16 protein-coding genes are annotated in these 17,681 nt (G+C 71.7%); 9 read left to right on the top strand and 7 right to left on the bottom strand.

All coding sequences use genetic code 11. The features are described from left to right. The first annotated feature begins 319 nt into the window (after nucleotides 1-319). Nucleotides 320-547, top strand: a complete 228-nt coding sequence (locus tag KBC94_RS13715) for a DUF1289 domain-containing protein (protein ID WP_255697487.1) — start codon at nucleotides 320-322, stop codon at nucleotides 545-547. Nucleotides 548-584: 37 nt separating this feature from the next. Here the strand turns inward: KBC94_RS13715 and KBC94_RS13710 are convergent, their stop codons facing one another. Further along, nucleotides 585-1,463, bottom strand: coding sequence for a LysR family transcriptional regulator (locus KBC94_RS13710; protein ID WP_294370869.1), 879 nt, complete (start codon nucleotides 1,461-1,463; stop codon nucleotides 585-587). A gap of 101 nt (nucleotides 1,464-1,564) precedes the next feature. Between KBC94_RS13710 and KBC94_RS13705 the strand changes: the two genes are divergently transcribed. The 3 genes from KBC94_RS13705 to KBC94_RS13695 are packed head-to-tail and all read left to right on the top strand — an operon-like array spanning nucleotide 1,565 to nucleotide 5,190. After that, a complete protein-coding gene (locus KBC94_RS13705; protein WP_294370866.1) occupies nucleotides 1,565-2,545 on the top strand; it encodes a tripartite tricarboxylate transporter substrate binding protein in 981 nt (326 codons plus the stop codon). Nucleotides 2,546-2,573: 28 nt separating this feature from the next. Further along, complete coding sequence (locus KBC94_RS13700; protein ID WP_294370864.1) at nucleotides 2,574-3,971, top strand: lyase family protein; 1,398 nt, start codon at nucleotides 2,574-2,576, stop codon at nucleotides 3,969-3,971. A 22-nt stretch (nucleotides 3,972-3,993) separates the two neighbouring features. Further along, complete coding sequence (locus tag KBC94_RS13695; protein WP_294370862.1) at nucleotides 3,994-5,190, top strand: alpha/beta fold hydrolase; 1,197 nt, start codon at nucleotides 3,994-3,996, stop codon at nucleotides 5,188-5,190. Between the two features lie 79 nt (nucleotides 5,191-5,269). On the opposite strand, the gene KBC94_RS13690 is transcribed toward KBC94_RS13695, so the two are convergent. Further along, the gene (locus KBC94_RS13690; protein ID WP_294370858.1) at nucleotides 5,270-6,286 is read right to left on the bottom strand and encodes a CysB family HTH-type transcriptional regulator; all 1,017 of its coding nucleotides are present in this window, start codon (nucleotides 6,284-6,286) and stop codon (nucleotides 5,270-5,272) included. A gap of 284 nt (nucleotides 6,287-6,570) precedes the next feature. Here KBC94_RS13690 and KBC94_RS13685 point away from each other — a divergent pair, with 284 nt between their 5' ends. The 5 genes from KBC94_RS13685 to KBC94_RS13665 all read left to right on the top strand — a co-directional run bounded on the left by KBC94_RS13685 (nucleotide 6,571) and on the right by KBC94_RS13665 (nucleotide 11,624). Then, nucleotides 6,571-7,005, top strand: a complete 435-nt coding sequence (locus KBC94_RS13685; protein WP_294370856.1) for a hypothetical protein — start codon at nucleotides 6,571-6,573, stop codon at nucleotides 7,003-7,005. A 197-nt stretch (nucleotides 7,006-7,202) separates the two neighbouring features. Then, nucleotides 7,203-7,877: a CHASE3 domain-containing protein gene (locus KBC94_RS13680; RefSeq protein WP_294370854.1), complete on the top strand. Its 675-nt coding sequence runs from the start codon at nucleotides 7,203-7,205 to the stop codon at nucleotides 7,875-7,877. A 7-nt stretch (nucleotides 7,878-7,884) separates the two neighbouring features. Beyond that, nucleotides 7,885-9,138: an arsenic transporter gene (locus KBC94_RS13675; protein ID WP_294370849.1), complete on the top strand. Its 1,254-nt coding sequence runs from the start codon at nucleotides 7,885-7,887 to the stop codon at nucleotides 9,136-9,138. Nucleotides 9,139-9,162: 24 nt separating this feature from the next. Further along, a complete protein-coding gene (locus tag KBC94_RS13670; protein ID WP_366934705.1) occupies nucleotides 9,163-10,491 on the top strand; it encodes an MFS transporter in 1,329 nt (442 codons plus the stop codon). Beyond that, a complete protein-coding gene (locus tag KBC94_RS13665; RefSeq protein WP_294370846.1) occupies nucleotides 10,488-11,624 on the top strand; it encodes a metallophosphoesterase in 1,137 nt (378 codons plus the stop codon). The genes KBC94_RS13670 and KBC94_RS13665 overlap by 4 nt, the downstream gene beginning before the upstream one ends. A 284-nt stretch (nucleotides 11,625-11,908) precedes the next feature. On the opposite strand, the gene KBC94_RS13660 is transcribed toward KBC94_RS13665, so the two are convergent. The 5 genes from KBC94_RS13660 to KBC94_RS13640 form a co-directional block, all read right to left on the bottom strand. Further along, complete coding sequence (locus KBC94_RS13660; RefSeq protein WP_294370845.1) at nucleotides 11,909-13,954, bottom strand: phosphatase PAP2 family protein; 2,046 nt, start codon at nucleotides 13,952-13,954, stop codon at nucleotides 11,909-11,911. A 77-nt stretch (nucleotides 13,955-14,031) separates the two neighbouring features. After that, on the bottom strand, nucleotides 14,032-14,508 hold the full coding sequence (locus tag KBC94_RS13655; protein WP_294370844.1) for a universal stress protein: 477 nt from the start codon (nucleotides 14,506-14,508) through the stop codon (nucleotides 14,032-14,034). Nucleotides 14,509-14,533: 25 nt separating this feature from the next. Then, nucleotides 14,534-15,745: an acetate/propionate family kinase gene (locus KBC94_RS13650; RefSeq protein ID WP_294370842.1), complete on the bottom strand. Its 1,212-nt coding sequence runs from the start codon at nucleotides 15,743-15,745 to the stop codon at nucleotides 14,534-14,536. A 78-nt stretch (nucleotides 15,746-15,823) separates the two neighbouring features. After that, complete coding sequence (locus KBC94_RS13645) at nucleotides 15,824-17,272, bottom strand: bifunctional enoyl-CoA hydratase/phosphate acetyltransferase (protein WP_294370840.1); 1,449 nt, start codon at nucleotides 17,270-17,272, stop codon at nucleotides 15,824-15,826. Next, nucleotides 17,269-17,655: a hypothetical protein gene (locus KBC94_RS13640; protein WP_294370838.1), complete on the bottom strand. Its 387-nt coding sequence runs from the start codon at nucleotides 17,653-17,655 to the stop codon at nucleotides 17,269-17,271. The genes KBC94_RS13645 and KBC94_RS13640 overlap by 4 nt, the downstream gene beginning before the upstream one ends. Nucleotides 17,656-17,681: the final 26 nt, after the last annotated feature.

Raw genomic sequence — 17,681 nt, 5'->3', positions numbered from 1 at the left:
GGCCGGCGGCCATGGCCGCTATGGGCGACCCTTGATCTGGCGCAGTGCGTCGGCACACTGCCCGCGCATGATGGCCCCGGTATCTGCCGCATAACCAAGCGCGTTTTCCTTCGTAGGTCTTGGCCGCCCGCACGGGTAGATTGCTCTCCAGGGTGCTCTTCGCGCCCGCCGGGGATCTTCGGGGTACTCGCTGGGGAGCGGGCCGCGAATTCGCGGGGCCGACGAAAGTCGGCTGTCTCCTTGGACCCGCCTCGTGCGGGTCTTTTTTTTGCCTGTGTCCGATTGCGCTGCCCGCCGCCCAGTGGCAGCGTGTTCGGCAATGACCATTCTTCTGACGGCGACGCCCTGCATCGGGCAATGCGAACTGAGCCCGGACAAGGCGCGATGCCTGGGATGCGGCCGCCTTCGCTCCGAAATCAAATCCTGGAAGTCCATGGCGCCGGAGCAGCGCCATGACGTGAACATCCGGCTGCTGGTCACCCAGGGCAAGAAGGTGCGCAAGCGCATCCTGCGGGAGGTTGCCAAGTCCGTCGGCAAGCGCCCATGAGCGACCGTGCGGACATGGCGGGTTCGCTCACACCGTCTCAAGGCGCCGGCCGCATGGCTGCGGTGGCGCACTCGCCGAAGTTCAATACGAGCGTCTGGCGCGGCGAGGCACGCAGCCACAGCAGGCCCAGGGCACGACGCGTGCGTGCCTGCGGTAGCGCGATGCGGGCCAGGGTCGGCTCGCGCATGAAGGGCGCGTCGATGTCCGGCACCATCGACACGCCCAGCCCGCGGGCCACCATCATGGCCACGGCCAGCAGCGAGTTCAGCTCGAAGCGCTCCCTGGGCGCGATGCCGGCATCGCGCAGGAACTGGTCCGCCAGCTTGCCGCCGCCCAGCGTCCGGTCGTAGCGGATCAGCGGCTCTTCCCGCAGCAGCTGCATCGGGTCCTGGCCCGCAAGCGCGGCGGGCGCGAGCAGGACCAGCGCTTCCTCGCGCAGGGGCTGCCAGCAGAAGGGCTTGGCGAGGTCGAAGGCCGGCCGCAGCGTCAGGGCCAGGTCCACCCCGCCTTCGGCCACCATCTCGTACAGCTGGCTCGCCAGCCCCGCGCGGATCGACACCCGGGTTTGCGGATGGCGCTGCGCGAAGGCCTGCAGGATGTCCGGCAGTGCGCTGTGCAGCACGGTGGCCAGGGTGCCGACGCGCAGCTCGTGCTGCAGTGCCTGGCCATGCACCCAGGCGCGCAACTGGCCGGCGTCGCGCACCAGCGCTTCGGCCCGTTCGATGAGCCGGTCGCCCGCCTCGGTGGGGCGCACCGTGCGGCCGGCGCGCAGCAGCAGCGGCGTGCCCAGCTCCCGCTCCAGCACCCGCATCTGCTGCGCCACGGCCGTGGGGCTCAGGTCCAGCTGCCGCGCGGCCTCGGACATGGAGCCCCGGCGCGCGACCAGCAGGAAGGTGTTCAGGAAGGCGGTCTCCATCTCCAACATTATGTGTGGTGTGAAAGTCGCCATATCTGGTTTTTTCTTTGTTCCGAACCGCGCAGACTCGCTCCTTTCCTAGAACGAACCCGGAGACCGCCATGCGCCCCATCCCTTCCTGCACCCGCCGCCAGTGGCTGGCCCTGTCTGCCCTGGCCGCTGCCCCGGCCTGGGCCCAGGAGGGCGGCCGGCCCGTGCGCATCGTGGTGCCCTTCGCGCCCGGTGGCGGCAACGACGTGCTGGCGCGGCAATTGGCCAACGGGTTGAGCTCGACCTTCGGCCGCACCTGGCTGGTCGACAACAAGGCCGGCGCGGGCGGCAACATCGGCACCGAGGCCGTGGTGCGCGCGCCGGCCGACGGCACCACGCTGCTCCTGGGGCACACCGGCACGGTCTCCATCAACCCGGCGCTCTACAAGGGCCTCAAGTTCGACGTGCAGAAGGACCTGGCGCCGGTGGCGATGTTCGCCAGTTCGGCGCTGATGCTGGTGGTGCCCGAGAGCTCGCCGGTGCGCACGGTGCCGCAGTTGGTGGAGGCGATCCGCCAGGCCAACGGGCAGTACGCCTTCGCCTCCAGCGGCTCCGGCACCGGCGGCCATCTCACGGCCGAGATGCTGGCCGATGCCCTGGGCGTGAAGATGAGCCACATCCCTTACAAGGGAACCAGCCCCGCCTTGACCGACCTCGTGGGCGGCCAGGTGCAGATGATGTTCAGCGTGATCCCACCCGCCCAGACGCTGGTGGCCGGCGGCAAGCTGCGCGCACTGGCGGTGACCAGCAGCCGGCGCCTGGCCCAGTTGCCCCAGGTGCCCACGCTGGCCGAATCGGGCATCGCGGCGCTGACCGGCTTCGAGAGCACGCTCACCTATGGCCTGCTGGCGCCGCGCGCCACGCCGGCACCGCAGGTGGCGGCGCTGGGCCGGCAGATCCTGCAGGTGGCGGGCACGCCGGCCTTCCAGTCCAAGCTGGGCGTCGAAGGCGCCGAGCCGCTGCTCGGCGACGCCACCCAGTACGCCGCGCGCATCCAGCAGGAGTCGCGCAAGTGGGCCGCCGTGGTCCGCGCCTCGGGCGCGAGCATCTGACGGGTTCCGTCGTCCGCACCGCCTGCCCGTGAACGCCTTCGCCCATGCCCTCCTGCCCGCCGCTGCCCGCGGCCTGTTCGATGACGAGGCGCTGTGCCGCGCCATGCTCGACTTCGAGTCGGCCCTGGCCCGGGCACAGGCCGAGGAGGGCCTGATCCCCACCGACGCGGCCGAAGCCATTGCGGATGCCTGCGCCGGCCTCGTGCTGGACGCGCAGGCGCTGACCGACGCCGCCCGCCACGGCGGTGCCATGGCCGTGCCGCTGGTGGCCATGGTGACGCAGGCGCTGCAGGCGCGCGGCGCGGGCGATGCCGCCCGCCATCTGCACAAGGGTGCGACCACACAGGACGTGGTCGACACCGCCCAGGTGCTGATGACGCGCGCCGCGCTGGCGCCGTTGCTCGCGGCGCTGGAGGAGGCCATCGCGCTGCTGCGGCAACAGGCGGCGGACCATGCGCGCACGCCCATGCTGGCCCGCACGCTGCTGCAGCCGGCCCAGGTGACCAGCTGGGGCCTCAAGTGCGCCGGCTGGCTGCTGCCGCTGCAGCGCAGCCATGTCCGCTTGCAGGCCCTGGCGGTGCAGGCCCTGGCGCTGCAACTCGGCGGCGCCGTGGGCAACCGCTCGGCCATGGGTGAGGCGGGCGAGCGCGTCGCGGCCCGCATGGCGGCGCTGCTGGGCCTGGCCGCGCCAGCGGGCAGCTGGCACACGCAGCGCGACACCTGGTTGCGCCTGGGCCTGGAGGCCGCGGTGCTGGCGGGCTCGCTGGCCAAGATCGCCAAAGACCTGGCCCTGCTCTCGCAGGCCGAGATAGACGAGGTGGCCGAGGGACCGGGCCCCGGCGAGGCAGCGCAGGGCTCGGCCCGCGGTGGCTCCAGCGCCATGCCGCACAAGCGCAATCCGGTGGCCTGCATGCAGGCCATCGCGGCCTGCGCGCCCGTGCCCGGCATCGCGGCCACGCTGCTGGCCACCATGGCGCATGCTCATGAACGTGCACTGGGCGAATGGCAGGCCGAGGTCGCCGTGTGGCCCCAGCTGTGGATCCAGGTCTTCGGTGCCACCAGCGCCATCCGCGACGCCCTGGCCGGCCTGCGGGTGGATGCGTCCCGCATGGCCGAAAACATCGGCCGCACCTGGGGGCTGGTGCATTCGGAATCGCTCACGCAGGCGCTGGCGAAGGCGCTGGGCCCGCAGGCCGCCCGCGCGCGCATCCAGTCGCTGGGGCCGCAGGCGATGGCCACGAAGACGCCCCTGCCTGAGTTGCTGTGCGCGGATGCCTGCGTGCTGGCGCTGCCGCCCGGACAGCGTGCGGCCCTGCAGGCGGCGCTGCATGCGGCCTGCGACCTGGAGCGGGCCGTCGAGGCCTCGGCGCGGCAGTGCCTGCAATGGCTGCACGAGGACGGCGATGATCCCGAGGACCCATCCTGAACTTCGCACTGCCCCGAACACCATGACGTCCCTGCTTTCCTACACCTTGCACGACGGCGGCAGCGGCCCGCTGCTGGTGCTCAGCCATGCCCTGGGCATGGACCGCGAGGCCTGGGCGCCCCTGCGCGCGCAGGTCGGCCCGCAGGCCCGCATCCTGGCCTTCGACCATCCGGGACATGGCGGCTCGCCGCCGCTGCAGGGCCCCGGCAGCATGGACGCGCTGGTGGAGGCCGCCGCCGCCCTGCTGCGCGAGGTGGCGCGCGAGCCTGTGGTGTGGGTCGGCATCTCGATGGGGGCCATGGTCGGCATGGGCCTGGCCATCCGCCATCCGTCGCTGCTGCGCGGCCTGGTGGTGGCCCACAGCGCCGCGCACTATCCCGACGCCGGACGCGCGCTCTGGGATGCCCGCATCGCCACCGTGCGCCGCGAGGGCGTGGCCGCCATCGCCGACGCCGTGATGGGCCGCTACTTCCACGCCGACTTCCGGGCGGCCCGGCCCGAGGCCGTGGCGCAGGCCCGTGCCACGCTGCTGGCGACCTCGCCCGACGGCTATGCGGCCTGCTGCGAGGCGGTGCGCGATGTGGACTGGCGAGATGGGCTGCCGTCCATCCCGTGCCCGGTACTGGTGATCGCCGGCGCGCGGGACGAGGGCACGCCGCTGGGCATGTCGCAGGCCATCGCGCAGGTCGTGCCCGGGGCCGAGCTGGCCGTGCTGCCGCAGGCCTCCCACATCGGTGCCGTCGAGCAGCCCGAGTCCTTCGCGCGCCTGCTGCGGGCCTTCGTGCGCGACCGCTGCATGGCACCCGGTACCGGCGAGCCGGCTGCCGAGCAAGCCGACGGCTATGCGCGCGGCCTGCAGCAGCGGCGGCGCGTGCTGGGCGACGACTGGGTGGACCGCTCGCTGGCCGGACGCACCGCCTTCAACACCGAGTTCCAGGAACTGATCACGCGGCATGCGTGGAACGACATCTGGGGCCGTCCGGCCCTGGGCGACCGCACGCGGCGCTTCATGGTGCTGTCGATGATGCTGGGCCTGCACGCCTGGGAGGAATTCGCGCTGCATGTGCGCGCGGCGCTGGACGGGCGGGACGATTCGCGGCTCACGCCGGACGAGATCAAGGAAGTGATCCTGATGGCTGCGATCTACTGCGGCGTGCCGACCGCGAACCATGCGATGGGTATCGCAGGCGGCATCCTCAAGGAGCGCGGCCAGGCCTGAGACCGCGACCGGCGACGTGCGCCGGGGCCAGGCCGACGCTGGCGCGGGTGCGCGTGCCCTGCGCGCTCGCAGGTACGACTCAAGCGGCCAGGGGCCAGGGTTGGCGCTGCCCCGAGGCCTCTTCCAGGGCATCGGCCGCACCATCGCCCGGCGGCACCACGGCGGTGGTTTCGCCCGACTCGCCGCGCACGGCGGCCTCCACCACCTCGCGCGTCAACGTCGGCGAGAACGATTCGATGAAGGCATACACATAGCGCCGCAGGTAGCTGCCCCGGCGCACGGCCAGCCGCGTGTGGTTGATGCCGAACAGGGCACCGGCATCCACGGCGCGCAGGCCGGTGTCGCGCTCGGCCTCGAAGGCCACACCGGCCACGATGCCCACGCCCATGCCCAGCTGCACATAGGTCTTGATGACATCCGCATCCATCGCGGCCAGGGCGATGTCGGCCTGCACGCCAGCCTGGGCGAAGGCGTCGTCGATGCGCTGGCGTCCGGTGAAGCCGTTGTCGTAGGTGATGAGCGGATGCTTCGCCAGCGACTGCAGGGTGAGCGGCTCGGCCAGCACCGGATGGCCCGGCGGCGCGATCACCGCATGGGTCCAGCGGTAGCTGGGCAGGGCGGCCAGTTGCGGATAGTCGGCCAGGGCCTCGGTGGCGATGCCCACGTCGGCCTCGCCCTCCAGCAGCATCTGCGCGATCTGCCGCGGCGAGCCCTGGTGGATGTGCAGCCGCACCGACGGGAACTGGCGGCGGAAATCCTGCACCGCCTCGGGCAGCGCATAGCGGGCCTGCGAATGCGTCGCCGCGATGGACAGCAGGCCTTCGTTCTGCGTGGCGAATTCCTCGCCGGCCTTGCGCAGGTTGCCGCTCTCGACCAGCAGCCGTTCGATGATGGGCAGCACATGGCTGCCGGGCTCGGTCAGGCCGGTCAGGCGCTTGCCGACGCGGATGAACAGCTCGATGCCCAGCTCCTGTTCCAGTTCGCGGATCTGCCGGCTCACGCCGGGCTGGGAGGTGTGCAGCACCTGGGCCACCTCGGTGAGGTTGAAGTTGCGGCGCACGGCCTCGCGGACCGAGCGCAGTTGCTGGAAATTCATGGCGGCGGGGCCCTATGGTTGTGTTCTTCACGCTCCTGATGCGGGTCAAGGCGCTGGGCCATCCATTGTGGAAAGAACGGGGCCCGGCACGAACGACCGAATCGTTGGTTCTTCATGAGCCAAACATCTGTGGCCAATGTCACGGCCGTAGGACGTTTGGGCGCCGGCGCAGCAGCCATGCCTCCTAAACTGCCGGCCGCCCGAGGCGAGGGAGCCCGAGGCACGAGGAGTCGGCGCGCCGCCAGGCGTGTCCGGAAGAGTCAAGACAACACACCCCGAGAACCATGAAGAAAGCAGCCCGTCTGCTGGCGCTGGCGGCCACCGTGCCCCTGGCCGCCTGCACCGCGATGACCCACATCACGACCGTCCAGCCCGATGCGCAGGTGAGCATCGCGACCTCCAAGGAGACCACGACCCCGCGCTCCGAGCGCTTCTCCACCACGAGCTTCGGCAACTACGAGTTCAAGGCCGAGGCGCCCGGCAAGGAGCCCTTCTACGGCATCCTGCCGCTCAAGTTCAACGGCGGCTACCTGGCCCTGGACATCCTGTTCTTCGCGCCCGCCACCTTCTTCAACCTGCGCGAGGTCTACCCGTACTACGAGTTCGACCTCGACAATAAGCATGTGCGCTACAAGAAGAATCCCGAGGAGGAATGGAGCATCTTCGTGCCGCTGAAGGCGGACGAGGAGCAGGGTCGTCAGGCGCTGAGCAAGCGCTGATCCTGCAGGGCCGCCCGCGTGCGGCCTGTTCTTCGGCGGCGGGCTGTCCGTTTTATGGACAGCCCGCCGTCTGCCTTTCATGCATCGGCGAGTCTCCCGCGCGGCCAAGTGCTTGATCTGACGTGTCCCCGCCTTTGGCACGCTTCTTGGAGCGACAACGGCGTTCTGCTGTCACACCCCGTCCCAAGCCTCCTGCCATGCGACTTCCCGGCGACCCCGATCTCCGCAGCCTGCTGCGCTCGGCGCCCTTCGTCGCGCTGCTGGTGGTCGCCGGCATCCTGTCCTTTCGCTACCACCAACTGCTGCTGTCGCAACGCGCCTCCATCGAGCACACCTACCAGGTGCTGACCACGCTCGAATCCACGCTCGTTTACGCCATCGATGCCGAGACTGGCCAGCGCGGGTTCATCATCACCGGCGAAGACCGCTACCTCGAACCCTATGACCGCGCCCTGGCGCAGATCGGGCCGCTGGCCAACCGGCTGCGCGCGCTGGTGAGCGACAGCGCCGTGCAGCAGCGGCGCGTGGACCGGCTCGAATACGCCGTGGCCCTGAAGCTGGCCGAGCTGCACGAGACGGTGCAGGCCCGCCGCAACCAGGGCCTGGAGGCCGCCCGCGCCCTCGTGCTGCGCGACGAAGGCAAGCGCACCATGGACGAGGTTCGCGCCGTGGTGGCCGAGATGCGCGTCGCCGAATCCGAGCTGCTCGACCAGCGCAACGCCCAGGCCCACGCCACCGAGCGCTGGCTGCTGGCGATCACGCTGGCCTGCACGGCGCTGTCGGTATTGGCCCGGCTCGGGCTTGCGATGATCGCCCGCTTCCATGTTTCGCGTGCGGCGCTGCCGGCCGCTCCGGCTACCGGCGCCTCTTGAATCCTTCATGCTGTCTTCCCACCTCACCATCTGGGCCATCGCCGCTGCCACCACGGCCGGCGTGCTGATCCGGCCCTTCAAGCTGCCCGAGGCCATCTGGGCCGTGGCCGGCGCGGCCCTCGTCGTCGTGCTCGGACTGCTGCCGGCGCAGCAGGCGCTGGGCGCCGTGGCCAAGGGCAACGACGTCTACCTCTTCCTCATCGGCATGATGCTGCTGTCCGAGACGGCGCGGCGCGAAGGCCTCTTCGACTGGGTGGCCGGGCATGCGGTCAACATGGCGGGCGGCTCGCCGATGCGGCTGTTCACGCTGGTCTACGCCATCGGCGCGGTCATCACCGCCTTCCTCTCCAACGACGCCACGGCCGTGGTGCTGACGCCGGCGGTGTATGCGGCGGCGCGCAAGGCCCGCACACCGGCGCTGCCGTACCTGTTCATCTGCGCCTTCATCGCCAATGCGGCGAGCTTCGTGCTGCCGATTTCCAATCCGGCCAACCTGGTGCTCTATGGCGCGCATGTGCCCTCGCTGTGGCCATGGATCAAGAGCTTCGGCCTGCCCTCGCTGCTGGCCATCAGTGCCACCTACGTCTGCCTGCGCCTGGTCATGCGCAAGGAGCTGGCCGGCGGCTGCGAGCCGCGCGTCGAGGTCGAGCCCCTGCATGCCGGCGGCTGGACGGCGCTGGGCGCGCTGGTGGTGACGGCCGTCGTGCTGATGACGGTGTCCTTCAAGGGCATCGACCTGGGCCTGCCCACGGCCATCATGGGCGGGCTGACGGCGGCCGTGGTGCTGGTGCGCGACCGGGCCAACCCGTGGCCGCTGGTCAAGGACATCTCGTGGAGCGTGCTGCCGCTGGTGGCGGGCCTGTTCGTGCTGGTGGAGGCGTTGCGGCAGACGGGCGTGATCGCGGCCCTGGCCCAGTGGCTCACGGCCGGCGTGCAAGGCAGTGTCCATGGCGCCGCGGCGGTGGCCGGCACCGTGCTGGCCGTGGGCTCCAACGTCGTCAACAACCTGCCGGCAGGCCTGCTGGCCAGCACCGTGCTGCAGCAGGCCAGGCCGCCGCAGGTGGTGATCGACGCCACGCTGATCGGCGTGGACCTGGGCCCCAACCTGTCGATCACCGGCTCGCTCGCGACCATCCTGTGGCTGGCGGCCATCCGCCGCGAGGGCGACGACGTGGGCTTCTTCCGCTTCCTGAAGGTGGGCGCGCTGGTCATGCCGCCCGCCCTTGTCCTGGCCATCGGGGCGCGGCTCCTGATCGGCTGACCCACGCAACCGGAGACCTCCCCGATGAGCAGCTCGCCCACCCTCGCGGCTTCCGCGAATGCAGCCGTCGGGGATGCGTCGGGCGGGGACAAGCGCCGCGCCACGCGCGCGCTGTGCGCGCTCAACTTCTTCATGGCCGACATGCAGGCCGGCATCGGGCCCTTCCTCGGCGTCTTCCTGCAGCAGCGCGGCTGGCAGCCGGGCGCCATCGGCTCGGTGATGACGGCCGGCGGCGTGGCCGGCATGCTCATGACGGTGCCGGCGGGCGCCTTCATCGACCACACGGCGCGCAAGCGCTGGGTGGTGGTGATCACCGGAATCTGCACGGTGCTGGCCTCTTTTCTCATCCTGTGGTCGCAGGCCGGTCTGGTGGTCACCGTGAGCCAGGTGGCCACGGCCATCGCCGGTGCGGCCATCGGCCCGGCGGTGGCCGGCATCACGCTGGGCGTGGTGCGCCAGCGCGGCTTCAATGCGCAGAACGGCCGCAACCAGGCCTGGAACCACGCGGGCAACATGGTGGGCGCGGCGCTGTCGGGCTGGCTGGGCTTCCGCTACGGCATGCCGGCCATCTTCTTCCTGGCGGCGCTGTTCGGTGTCTTCGCCATCGTCTCGGTCCTGGCCATTCCCGAGCGGACCATCGACCACCGCGCCGCGCGCGGTCTTGAAGGACCACACGACGGCAAGGCCGCCGCGGCCGACGACAGCCAGGCCCAGGGCCTGCGCACGCTGCTGCAGAACCGGCCGCTCCTGATCCTGGCCGCGGCGCTGGCCTGCTTCCATCTGGGCAACGGCGCCATGCTGCCGCTGTATGGCCTGGCGGTGGTCGGCGCCGGCAAGGGCAACCCGGCCATGTTCACCGCGCTCACGGTGGTGGTGGCGCAGGCCGTCATGATCGTCACCGCCCTGGCTGCCATGCGCCTGTCGGCCTCGCGAGGCTACTGGCTGGTGATGCTGGTCTCCTTCGCCTCGCTGCCACTGCGCGGCCTGATCGCCGGCAGCGTGATCGACAGCTGGGGCGTGTGGCCCGTGCAGGCGCTCGATGGCATCGGCGCCGGCCTGCAGAGCGTGGCCGTGCCGGGCCTCGTGGCCTGCCTGCTCGACGGCACCGGCCGCGTCAACGTGGGCCAGGGCGCGGTGATGACGGTACAGGGCCTGGGCGCCAGCCTGTCGCCCGCCATCGGCGGCTGGCTGGCCCAGCTCTTCGGCTACCAGGTCGCCTTCTATGTGCTGGGCGGCTTCGCGCTCGCGTCGCTGGCGCTGTGGATCGGCTTCGCCACGATGCTGCGGCCGGCCTGCGCGGGCGTGTGCGAACCGCATGCCGGCCAGCCCGCCTTGGGAGTTGCTTCGTCATGAAAGATTCTTCCGCTCATCCTTCCTCCATCGCTTGGATCCACATCGGCGACCTGCACATGGACGAGGCCGACGGCTGGGCCGCCCGGCCGCGACTGCAGGCCATCGTCGACGAGCTCAACGCCCATGCGCGTGCGGCCGACTTCGTCTACCTGCCCGGCGACAACGCCAACCATGCGACGCCCGCGCAGTACGCCGCCATCACCGAGGCGCTGGGCCCGCTCGCGCTGCCCTGGCGCGTGATCCCGGGCGACCATGACTTCGAGGGCGGCAGCCTGGCCGCCTACGAGGCCGCTTTCGCGCCGGCGCAGCGGCCGGAGCACGAGGTGATCGCCGGCCACCGCTGCATCTTCGTGGACGTGGTCGGCAGCGGCGCGGGCGGCCCGGACTTCCGACTGAACTCGCACCACCGCCACCGCATCGCCCGCCAGCTGGCGCTGGCCGAGGCGGCGGGCGAGGTGCCGCTGGTGTTCATGCACTGCTATCCCGGCGACATGGCCGCCGATGGCGAGGCGCTGGCCCGGCTCTTTGCCGATGCACGTGTGCCCTTCGTCGACACGGGCCACACCCATTACAACGAGCTGCTCAACGACGGGGCGGTGGTCTACGGCGCCACCCGCTCGACAGCGCAGATCGAGGAGGGCGGTGGTACCCCCGGCTTCTCGGTGGTGTGCGTGCACGACGGCGTGCCGAGCTGGCGCTTCCGGCCACTGGGCGCGTGCTGGCCGCATGTGCAGATCGTCGCGCCCTGCGACCTTCGGCTGGTCACGCGGGCCTCGCAGGCCCGGCAGGTGCCGCGGCCGGGCGTGGTGCGCGTGGTGGCCCGACGCTTCGGCGCTGCCGACGCGCCCATGATGGCGGCGCTGGACGATGCCGCCCCGCACCCCATGCGCGCGGGCGCACCGGGCTTCTGGGAGATCGACCTGCCGGTGGACGCGCCGGGCCTGCACCGCATCGATGTGAGCTGTGGCCGCGCGGCGGATTCCGTCGAGGTGCTGGTGCGCGCGTCCGACGGCGTGCCCCGGCGCGGACCGTTGGTCGCGCCGGGCCATGCCTGCCACGCGATCGGTGCCTGGCCGGTGGCCGGCATCGACGGCCTGCAGCTGGGGCCCAATCGCAACGGCGGCGACTGGTAATCGCGGAAAGGCCCACACCCCGCTCTTCATGACGTCGAGTGCCAAGCGCATCGCTTGAAGCCGGTGGCGCGCAGGGCATCAGACTGCCGCGGAGCAGGCCATGCCAGGGCACCCGAGGAACTGGCTTCGCCAGGCCTCTGGGTGCGCGCCCCTCCAAGCCGAAGGCGTCCGAGCGGGGCTGAGGGCCGCGGCTCCGAGCCTGCAAGTGCAGGCTTGGACGTGCCCGAAGAGCAGCCGCCTCTGGCGGCCGCCCGGAGCCGCGAAGCGGCATGGGGGGTGTTGACTCAGATACTGTCGATGCGCACCAGCACGGCGTTGGCGGTGTAGCTCACGCTGACCTTGCCGAAGCCCTGCACCGTCACGTTGCCGAAGCGGCCCTGGCGGCCGGCGGCCTGGATCACGGTGAGCGTGTCGCCCACCTTGGGGCTGTAGCCGCTGGCAAAGCGCACGGCCAGGTCGCCGCCGGCGATCACCGCATTGCCGCCCACCTTCAGCAGGCCGGCGCCGTTCGCGCCCGCCACCACGCTCAGCGTGCCGGCGGTCTGCGTGTAGCGGCCTGCCAGCGTCAGCGGCGAGGCGGCCACGGTGCTCTCCAGCGTGCCGCCCTTGACGAACACGTCGCCCGCCCCCAGCGCGGTGGCCGAGTCGGCGCCCAGCAGGCCTGCGGCCAGCACGGTGCCGCCGGTGTAGCCGTTGTTGCCCGACAGGCGCAGCTGACCCGTGCCCAGCTTGGTCAGCTTGCCCGCGCCGGCGATGTCGTTGCGCCAGCGGTCGATGGCGTTGAAGCCGCCCAGGCTCGTGTCCAGGGTCACGGTCACGTCGCCGTCGAAGCGGCCATAGCCGTCGGCGGCGGCGAAGAGGTTCAGCCGGCCCCAGCCTTCGCCGTCGTTGCCCAGCGGAAAGCCCGAGTCGATGGCCGTGCTCTTGAGCACCACGCGGCGCTGGTCGGCGCTCAGGTAGGGCAGGCGCGTCTCCAGCAGCACCTCGGCGCCCTTCGGCACGGTGGCCAGCTGGCCGGCGGCGCCGGTGCGGTCCAGGCCGTAGGTCAGGCGCTGAAGGTAGGTCTTGCGCCAGGCGGCGCTGTCGCTGAAGCGGTCGAAGTCGGGCTGCGTGCTGTCCTGGGTGCGCGGCGTGTGCGCATAGGTGTTCAGCGCATTGAAGTCGGCGCTGCCACTTTGCGTGCGCAGCCAGGCCTGGGCCTGGTCGTAGGCGGCCTTCTTCACGGCGGGCGTGTAGCTGGCCACGCTGGAGAGGTTGTAGGCCACCACGGCCGTGGCGTGCACGCGGCCGCCCATCACGTCCAGCGGCGAATGCATGCCGGCCAGGATGCGGTTCTCGCCCATTTCCATCGCCCGGGCCACCAGCTCCTGGTAGCGCTGCGGCACCAGGTACGCCATGGCCAGCGTGTCGCGCCAGGCCTCGGCGGTGTGGCCGCTGGGGAAGCCGCCGTCGGTGGCCGGCGTGGTGCTCTTGGCCGACTCGAGCGCGGGCACGACCTTCACGTCGCTGCTCCAGCGCCAGGGGCGGGCGTACTTGTAGAAGCGCTTGGGCGGTTCGGTGGAGCCGGCGGCCAGGCCGTTGATGAAGTCCACCGCCAGGCCCATGTTGGCGTTGCCGCCCGAGGCGCCCACACCCACGTTGTTGCCGCCGTCGTTGACCGCGGGGCTCAGCGCCGTGTTGGGGTCGACGGCCGTGATGGTGGTGGTCTGCTGCGTGCCGGCGCGCCAGGCGCTGGTGAGCGGGCCCATGCCATCGCTCACGCTGTAGCCCTTGCCGCGGCGGTCGTCCATGTACGCAGCCAGGCCCTGGGCCGGGGTGCGCGCCTGGGTGACGGTCTTGACGTAGTTGATGTTGGCGGCATGGACGGCGGCGTTCTTCACCGTGCCGTCGGTGCTGTCGCCGGGGATGCCGCTCCAGGTCGAGGGCGTCACGGCCGGGCAGCCGTTGGCGGCGGCCAGGGTCACGCCCGCATCGACCATGAGCGAACTGGGCGTCCAGATGTCCAGAAAGCCCTGCAGCACGCGCGCGCCGGCATTGGTGGCCAGGGTGACGTTGCAGGGGTTGTCGCGCTGGTTGGTGGCGCCGGTGTCGACATAGGCGACCGCGCTGGGGATGGGCGCGGTGTCGGTGCTGCCCAGGCCGGCGGGTTCGGCCGGAACGGTGACGGTCTCGGCGGCGGACGTGCTGCCGTTGCCGGACGACGCGGCGCTCGTGCCGACGGGCGTGAAGCTGACATTGCTGCCGCTGCCCCCGCCGCAGGCCATGAGGGCGGCGGCACTGGCGACGGCGAGGACGAGGGTGCGAAGGCGGAAGACCGGGGCGGGAAGCATGGGAATCTCGGGCGAGGGCAAAGCCCGGGATTCTGAAAAGAGTTTGTGACAGTTCTGAGGCCCTCAGAGCGCCGCGCTCAGCTGCCCGTCGCTGCTGCCTTGGTCGCAGCCCGCGGGCGCACCAGCATCACCGGCATCGCCGCGATGCGGGCGACCTGCTCGGCGTCGCTGCCCAGCAGCAGCCGGTCGACGCCTCGGCGACCGTGAGTGCCCAGCACGATGAGGTCGCAGCCGCATTTGCTGGCCTGGTTTGCGATCAGCTGCGACACGCGTTCGCCCTGGCTTTCGAGCAGCACGGTTTCCGCCGTCACGCCCTGGGCTTCGAGCGTCTGCCGCGCGGCGTCCAGCAACGCCTGGCCGTTGCGCAGGAAGGTGGGCCGCACCTCCTGGATGTGCACCAGCGGGGGCTCGAAGCCCGTGACGTGGTCCATGGCGTCGACCACATGCAGCAGCACGACGGTGGCGCCAGCCAGGCGCGCGAGCTGTGCGGCCTCGTCCAGCGCCAGCGCGGCGGTGGCGCTGCCATCGAGGGGAACCAGAAGACGGTGGTACATGGAGAAGGTCCTCTTCCTTGGGTGTTCAGGGGGTGATGAGCGCCGCCGCATGCCGCGCCGCGATCCATTCCTCGTTGGTGGGCTCCACGCCCACGTCGACCCGGCTCGCCGCGCTGGCGATGCGGGGCCGGTCGGCCTGGTTGGCGGCGTCGTCCAGTTGCACGCCCAGCCAGCCCAGCGCCGTGCACACGCGCGCGCGCAGCACGGCGTTGTGCTCGCCGATGCCGGCGGTGAAGACCAGCCGGTCCAGCCCGCCCAGCACGGCCACCAGCGCGCCGATCTCGCGCACGATGCGGCGCACGTAGAGGGCCAGCGCAGCGCGGGCGCGTTCGCCCTCGGGGCTGTCCTCGGCCTCGCGGGCCAGCAGCACCCGCGGATCGCCCGACAGGCCCGAGATGCCCAGCAGCCCCGACTCGTGGTAGAGCGCATGGCCCACCTGCTGCAGGCTCAGCTGCTCGATCTCCATCAGGTACAGCACGGCGCCGGGGTCGAGCGCGCCGGTGCGCGTGCCCATCATCAGCCCGTCCAAGGCCGAGAAGCCCATGGTGGTGGCGACGCTGCGCAGGCCCTGCATGGCGCACAGGCTGGCACCGCTGCCCAGGTGCGCGACGATGGTGCGGGCGGCCTCCGCCGACGCACGGCCGTGGCGCTCGGCCAGGGCGATGGCGATGTATTCGTACGAGAGGCCGTGGAAGCCGTAGCGCCGCAGCCCGCGCTCCCAGGCGTCCCAGGACAAGGGCAGCATCCGTTCCACCTGGGGCAGCGTGTGGTGGAAGGCGGTGTCGAAGCAGGCCACCTGCGGCAGGTCCGGGCGCTCGGCCAGCAGGATCTCCATGGCCTCCAGCGCGAAGGGCTGGTGCAAGGGCGCGAGCGGGATATAGCTGCGCAGCTCGGCCAGTACCTGCGCATCGACCCGCACCGGCACGAAGTGGCGGCTGCCGCCATGCACCACGCGGTGGGCCACGGCGGCCAGCGGCCGGCCGGCCAGCCAGCGCAGCACCTCGTCGCGGATGCGGGCCAGGGCGTCGTGGTAGGGCTGCGCCGCCGAGAGCGCCAGCGGCGTCACGGCCAGGTCGCTGGCGCCGATGTCGGGCGCCGGGCCGCCGATGCCCTGCACCTTGCCGTTCCAGGCCGGGCGCCGCGGCGGCTCGCCGCCGCCAGCCGCGAAGAGGGCGAACTTGATGCTGGACGAGCCGCAGTTCAGCACCAGGATGAAGGCGGTGGCGGTCGCGTTCACCGGGCCGCCTCCGGCTCGGCAGGCGGCACACGGGTCCTTCGGGACGGGAGGGTCTTCATGTCGGGCTCGTTCCGATGTTCATGGCGGCATCGTGCGCCAGCGGTGGGCCAGCAGCACGGCAATGGCACAGGAGGCGATGCGCGCGGCCCGCGAGTCGGCGCGGCTGGTCAGCACGATGGGCACGCGTGCGCCCATCACGATGCCGGCGCTGGCCGCATCGCCCATGTATTCGAGCTGCTTGGCCAGCATGTTGCCGCTTTCCAGGTCGGGCACCACCAGCACGTCGGCCTGGCCCGCCACGGGCGACTCGATGCCCTTGATGCGCGCCGCTGCGGCCGAGACTGCGTTGTCGAAGGCCAGCGGGCCGTCCAGCACGCCGCCGGTGATCTGGCCGCGCTCGGCCATCTTGCACAGGGCGGCGGCGTCCAGCGTCGCGCTCATGCGCGGGTTGACCGTCTCCACCGCCGCCAGCAGCGCCACCCGTGGCGTGGCCACGCCCACCGCCTGGGCCAGGGCGATGGCGTTGCGCACGATGTCGGCCTTTTCTTCCAGGCTGGGCGCGATGTTGATGGCCGCGTCGGTCACGATGAAGGGCCGCGGGTAGGCCGGCGTCTGCATCAGGAAGCAGTGCGACAGGCGCCGGCCGGTGCGCAGGCCGGCGGCGGCGTCGAGCACCGCGGCCATCAGCTCGTCGGTGTGCAGGCTGCCCTTCATGAGCGCCTCCACGTCGCGCGCGCCGGCCAGCGCCGCGGCCCGTGCGGCGGCGGCATGGCTGTGCGGCGCGTCCTCGATGGCGATGCCGGCCAGGTCCAGTCCGGCGGCCTGGGCGGCGGCCTCGATCTTTGCGCGCGGGCCCACGAGCACGGGCTCGATCAGGCCGGCCGCACGGGCATCGAGTGCGCCGCCCAGGCTCAGCGCGTCGCAGGGATGCACCACCGCCACGCGGATGGCGCCCAGCGGCTTCACATGGGCCAGCAGCCGCGGCAGGCCGTCGCCGGGCGCATGCAGCCGCACCTCGGGCAGGGTGGCGGCGGGGCGCTCGATCTTCTCGGTCGGCGCGAGCACGGTGGCCTCGCCCTCGATCACGTCCTCGCCGGCCTGGTTGGTGCAGCGGCAGTCCAGGGTGAGGCGCTTCTTGGCGGCGTCGCGCGTGGCCACGGTCACGCGGATGGTCAGCGTGTCGCCCACCCGAACCGGCCGCAGGAAGCGCAGCGTCTGCCCCAGGTACACGGTGCCCGGGCCGGGCAGCCGCGTGCCGAGCACGGCAGAGATCAGTGCGCCGCCCCACATGCCGTGGGCGATCACGCCATGGAAGCGGGTGGAGGCGGCGAATTCCGCGTCGAGGTGCTGCGGGTTGACGTCGCCCGAGAGCACGGCGAAGAGCTGGATGTCCTGCGCGGTCAACGTGCGCTGCAGGCTGGCGTTGTCGCCCACGGCGATCTCGTCGAAGGTGCGGTTGCGCACCAGCGCCAGGGGTGCGTCGGCTGGGGCGCCGCCCTCGGCCAGCTCCGGGGTGGGCGCGCTCATGCGCCGTCCTTGGGGCGGCCCTGCGGGGCCAGGGCCGCGGCCGTGCTCTTCTGCCACTGTGCCCAGGCTTCGCGCAGGCCCTGGGCCAGCTCGGTCTGGCTGGCCAGGCCGCCCTGCACCAGCGTGCGCCACGCCTCCAGGTTGCGCTGCGTGCCCCGCCAGAGCAGGTCGGCGGGCCAGGCGCCGAGCGCCTGCCAGTCGCCCGTGTTGGCCGCATGGCCCACCTGGGAGACAGCGTCTTCCTCGGTGTCGGAGAGCAGCCGCAGCCGGCGCTCCCAGGCCTCGCGCCCGGCCTGCTGCAGCAGGGCGAAGGTGCGCAGGGCCAGCGCGGTGTTGGCCGTGGCCAGCGCCACGGGCAGGGGGGTGACAGGGGCGTCATGCATGGGAATCTCCTTGCGATGAAAAACAG

Origin of the sequence: Pseudacidovorax sp. (assembly GCF_017991995.1) — a bacterium.
Classification (GTDB): domain Bacteria; phylum Pseudomonadota; class Gammaproteobacteria; order Burkholderiales; family Burkholderiaceae_C; genus Xenophilus.
Note: the sequence above shows the minus strand (reverse complement) of the source record. Positions and strands in the feature narration are given on the sequence as shown.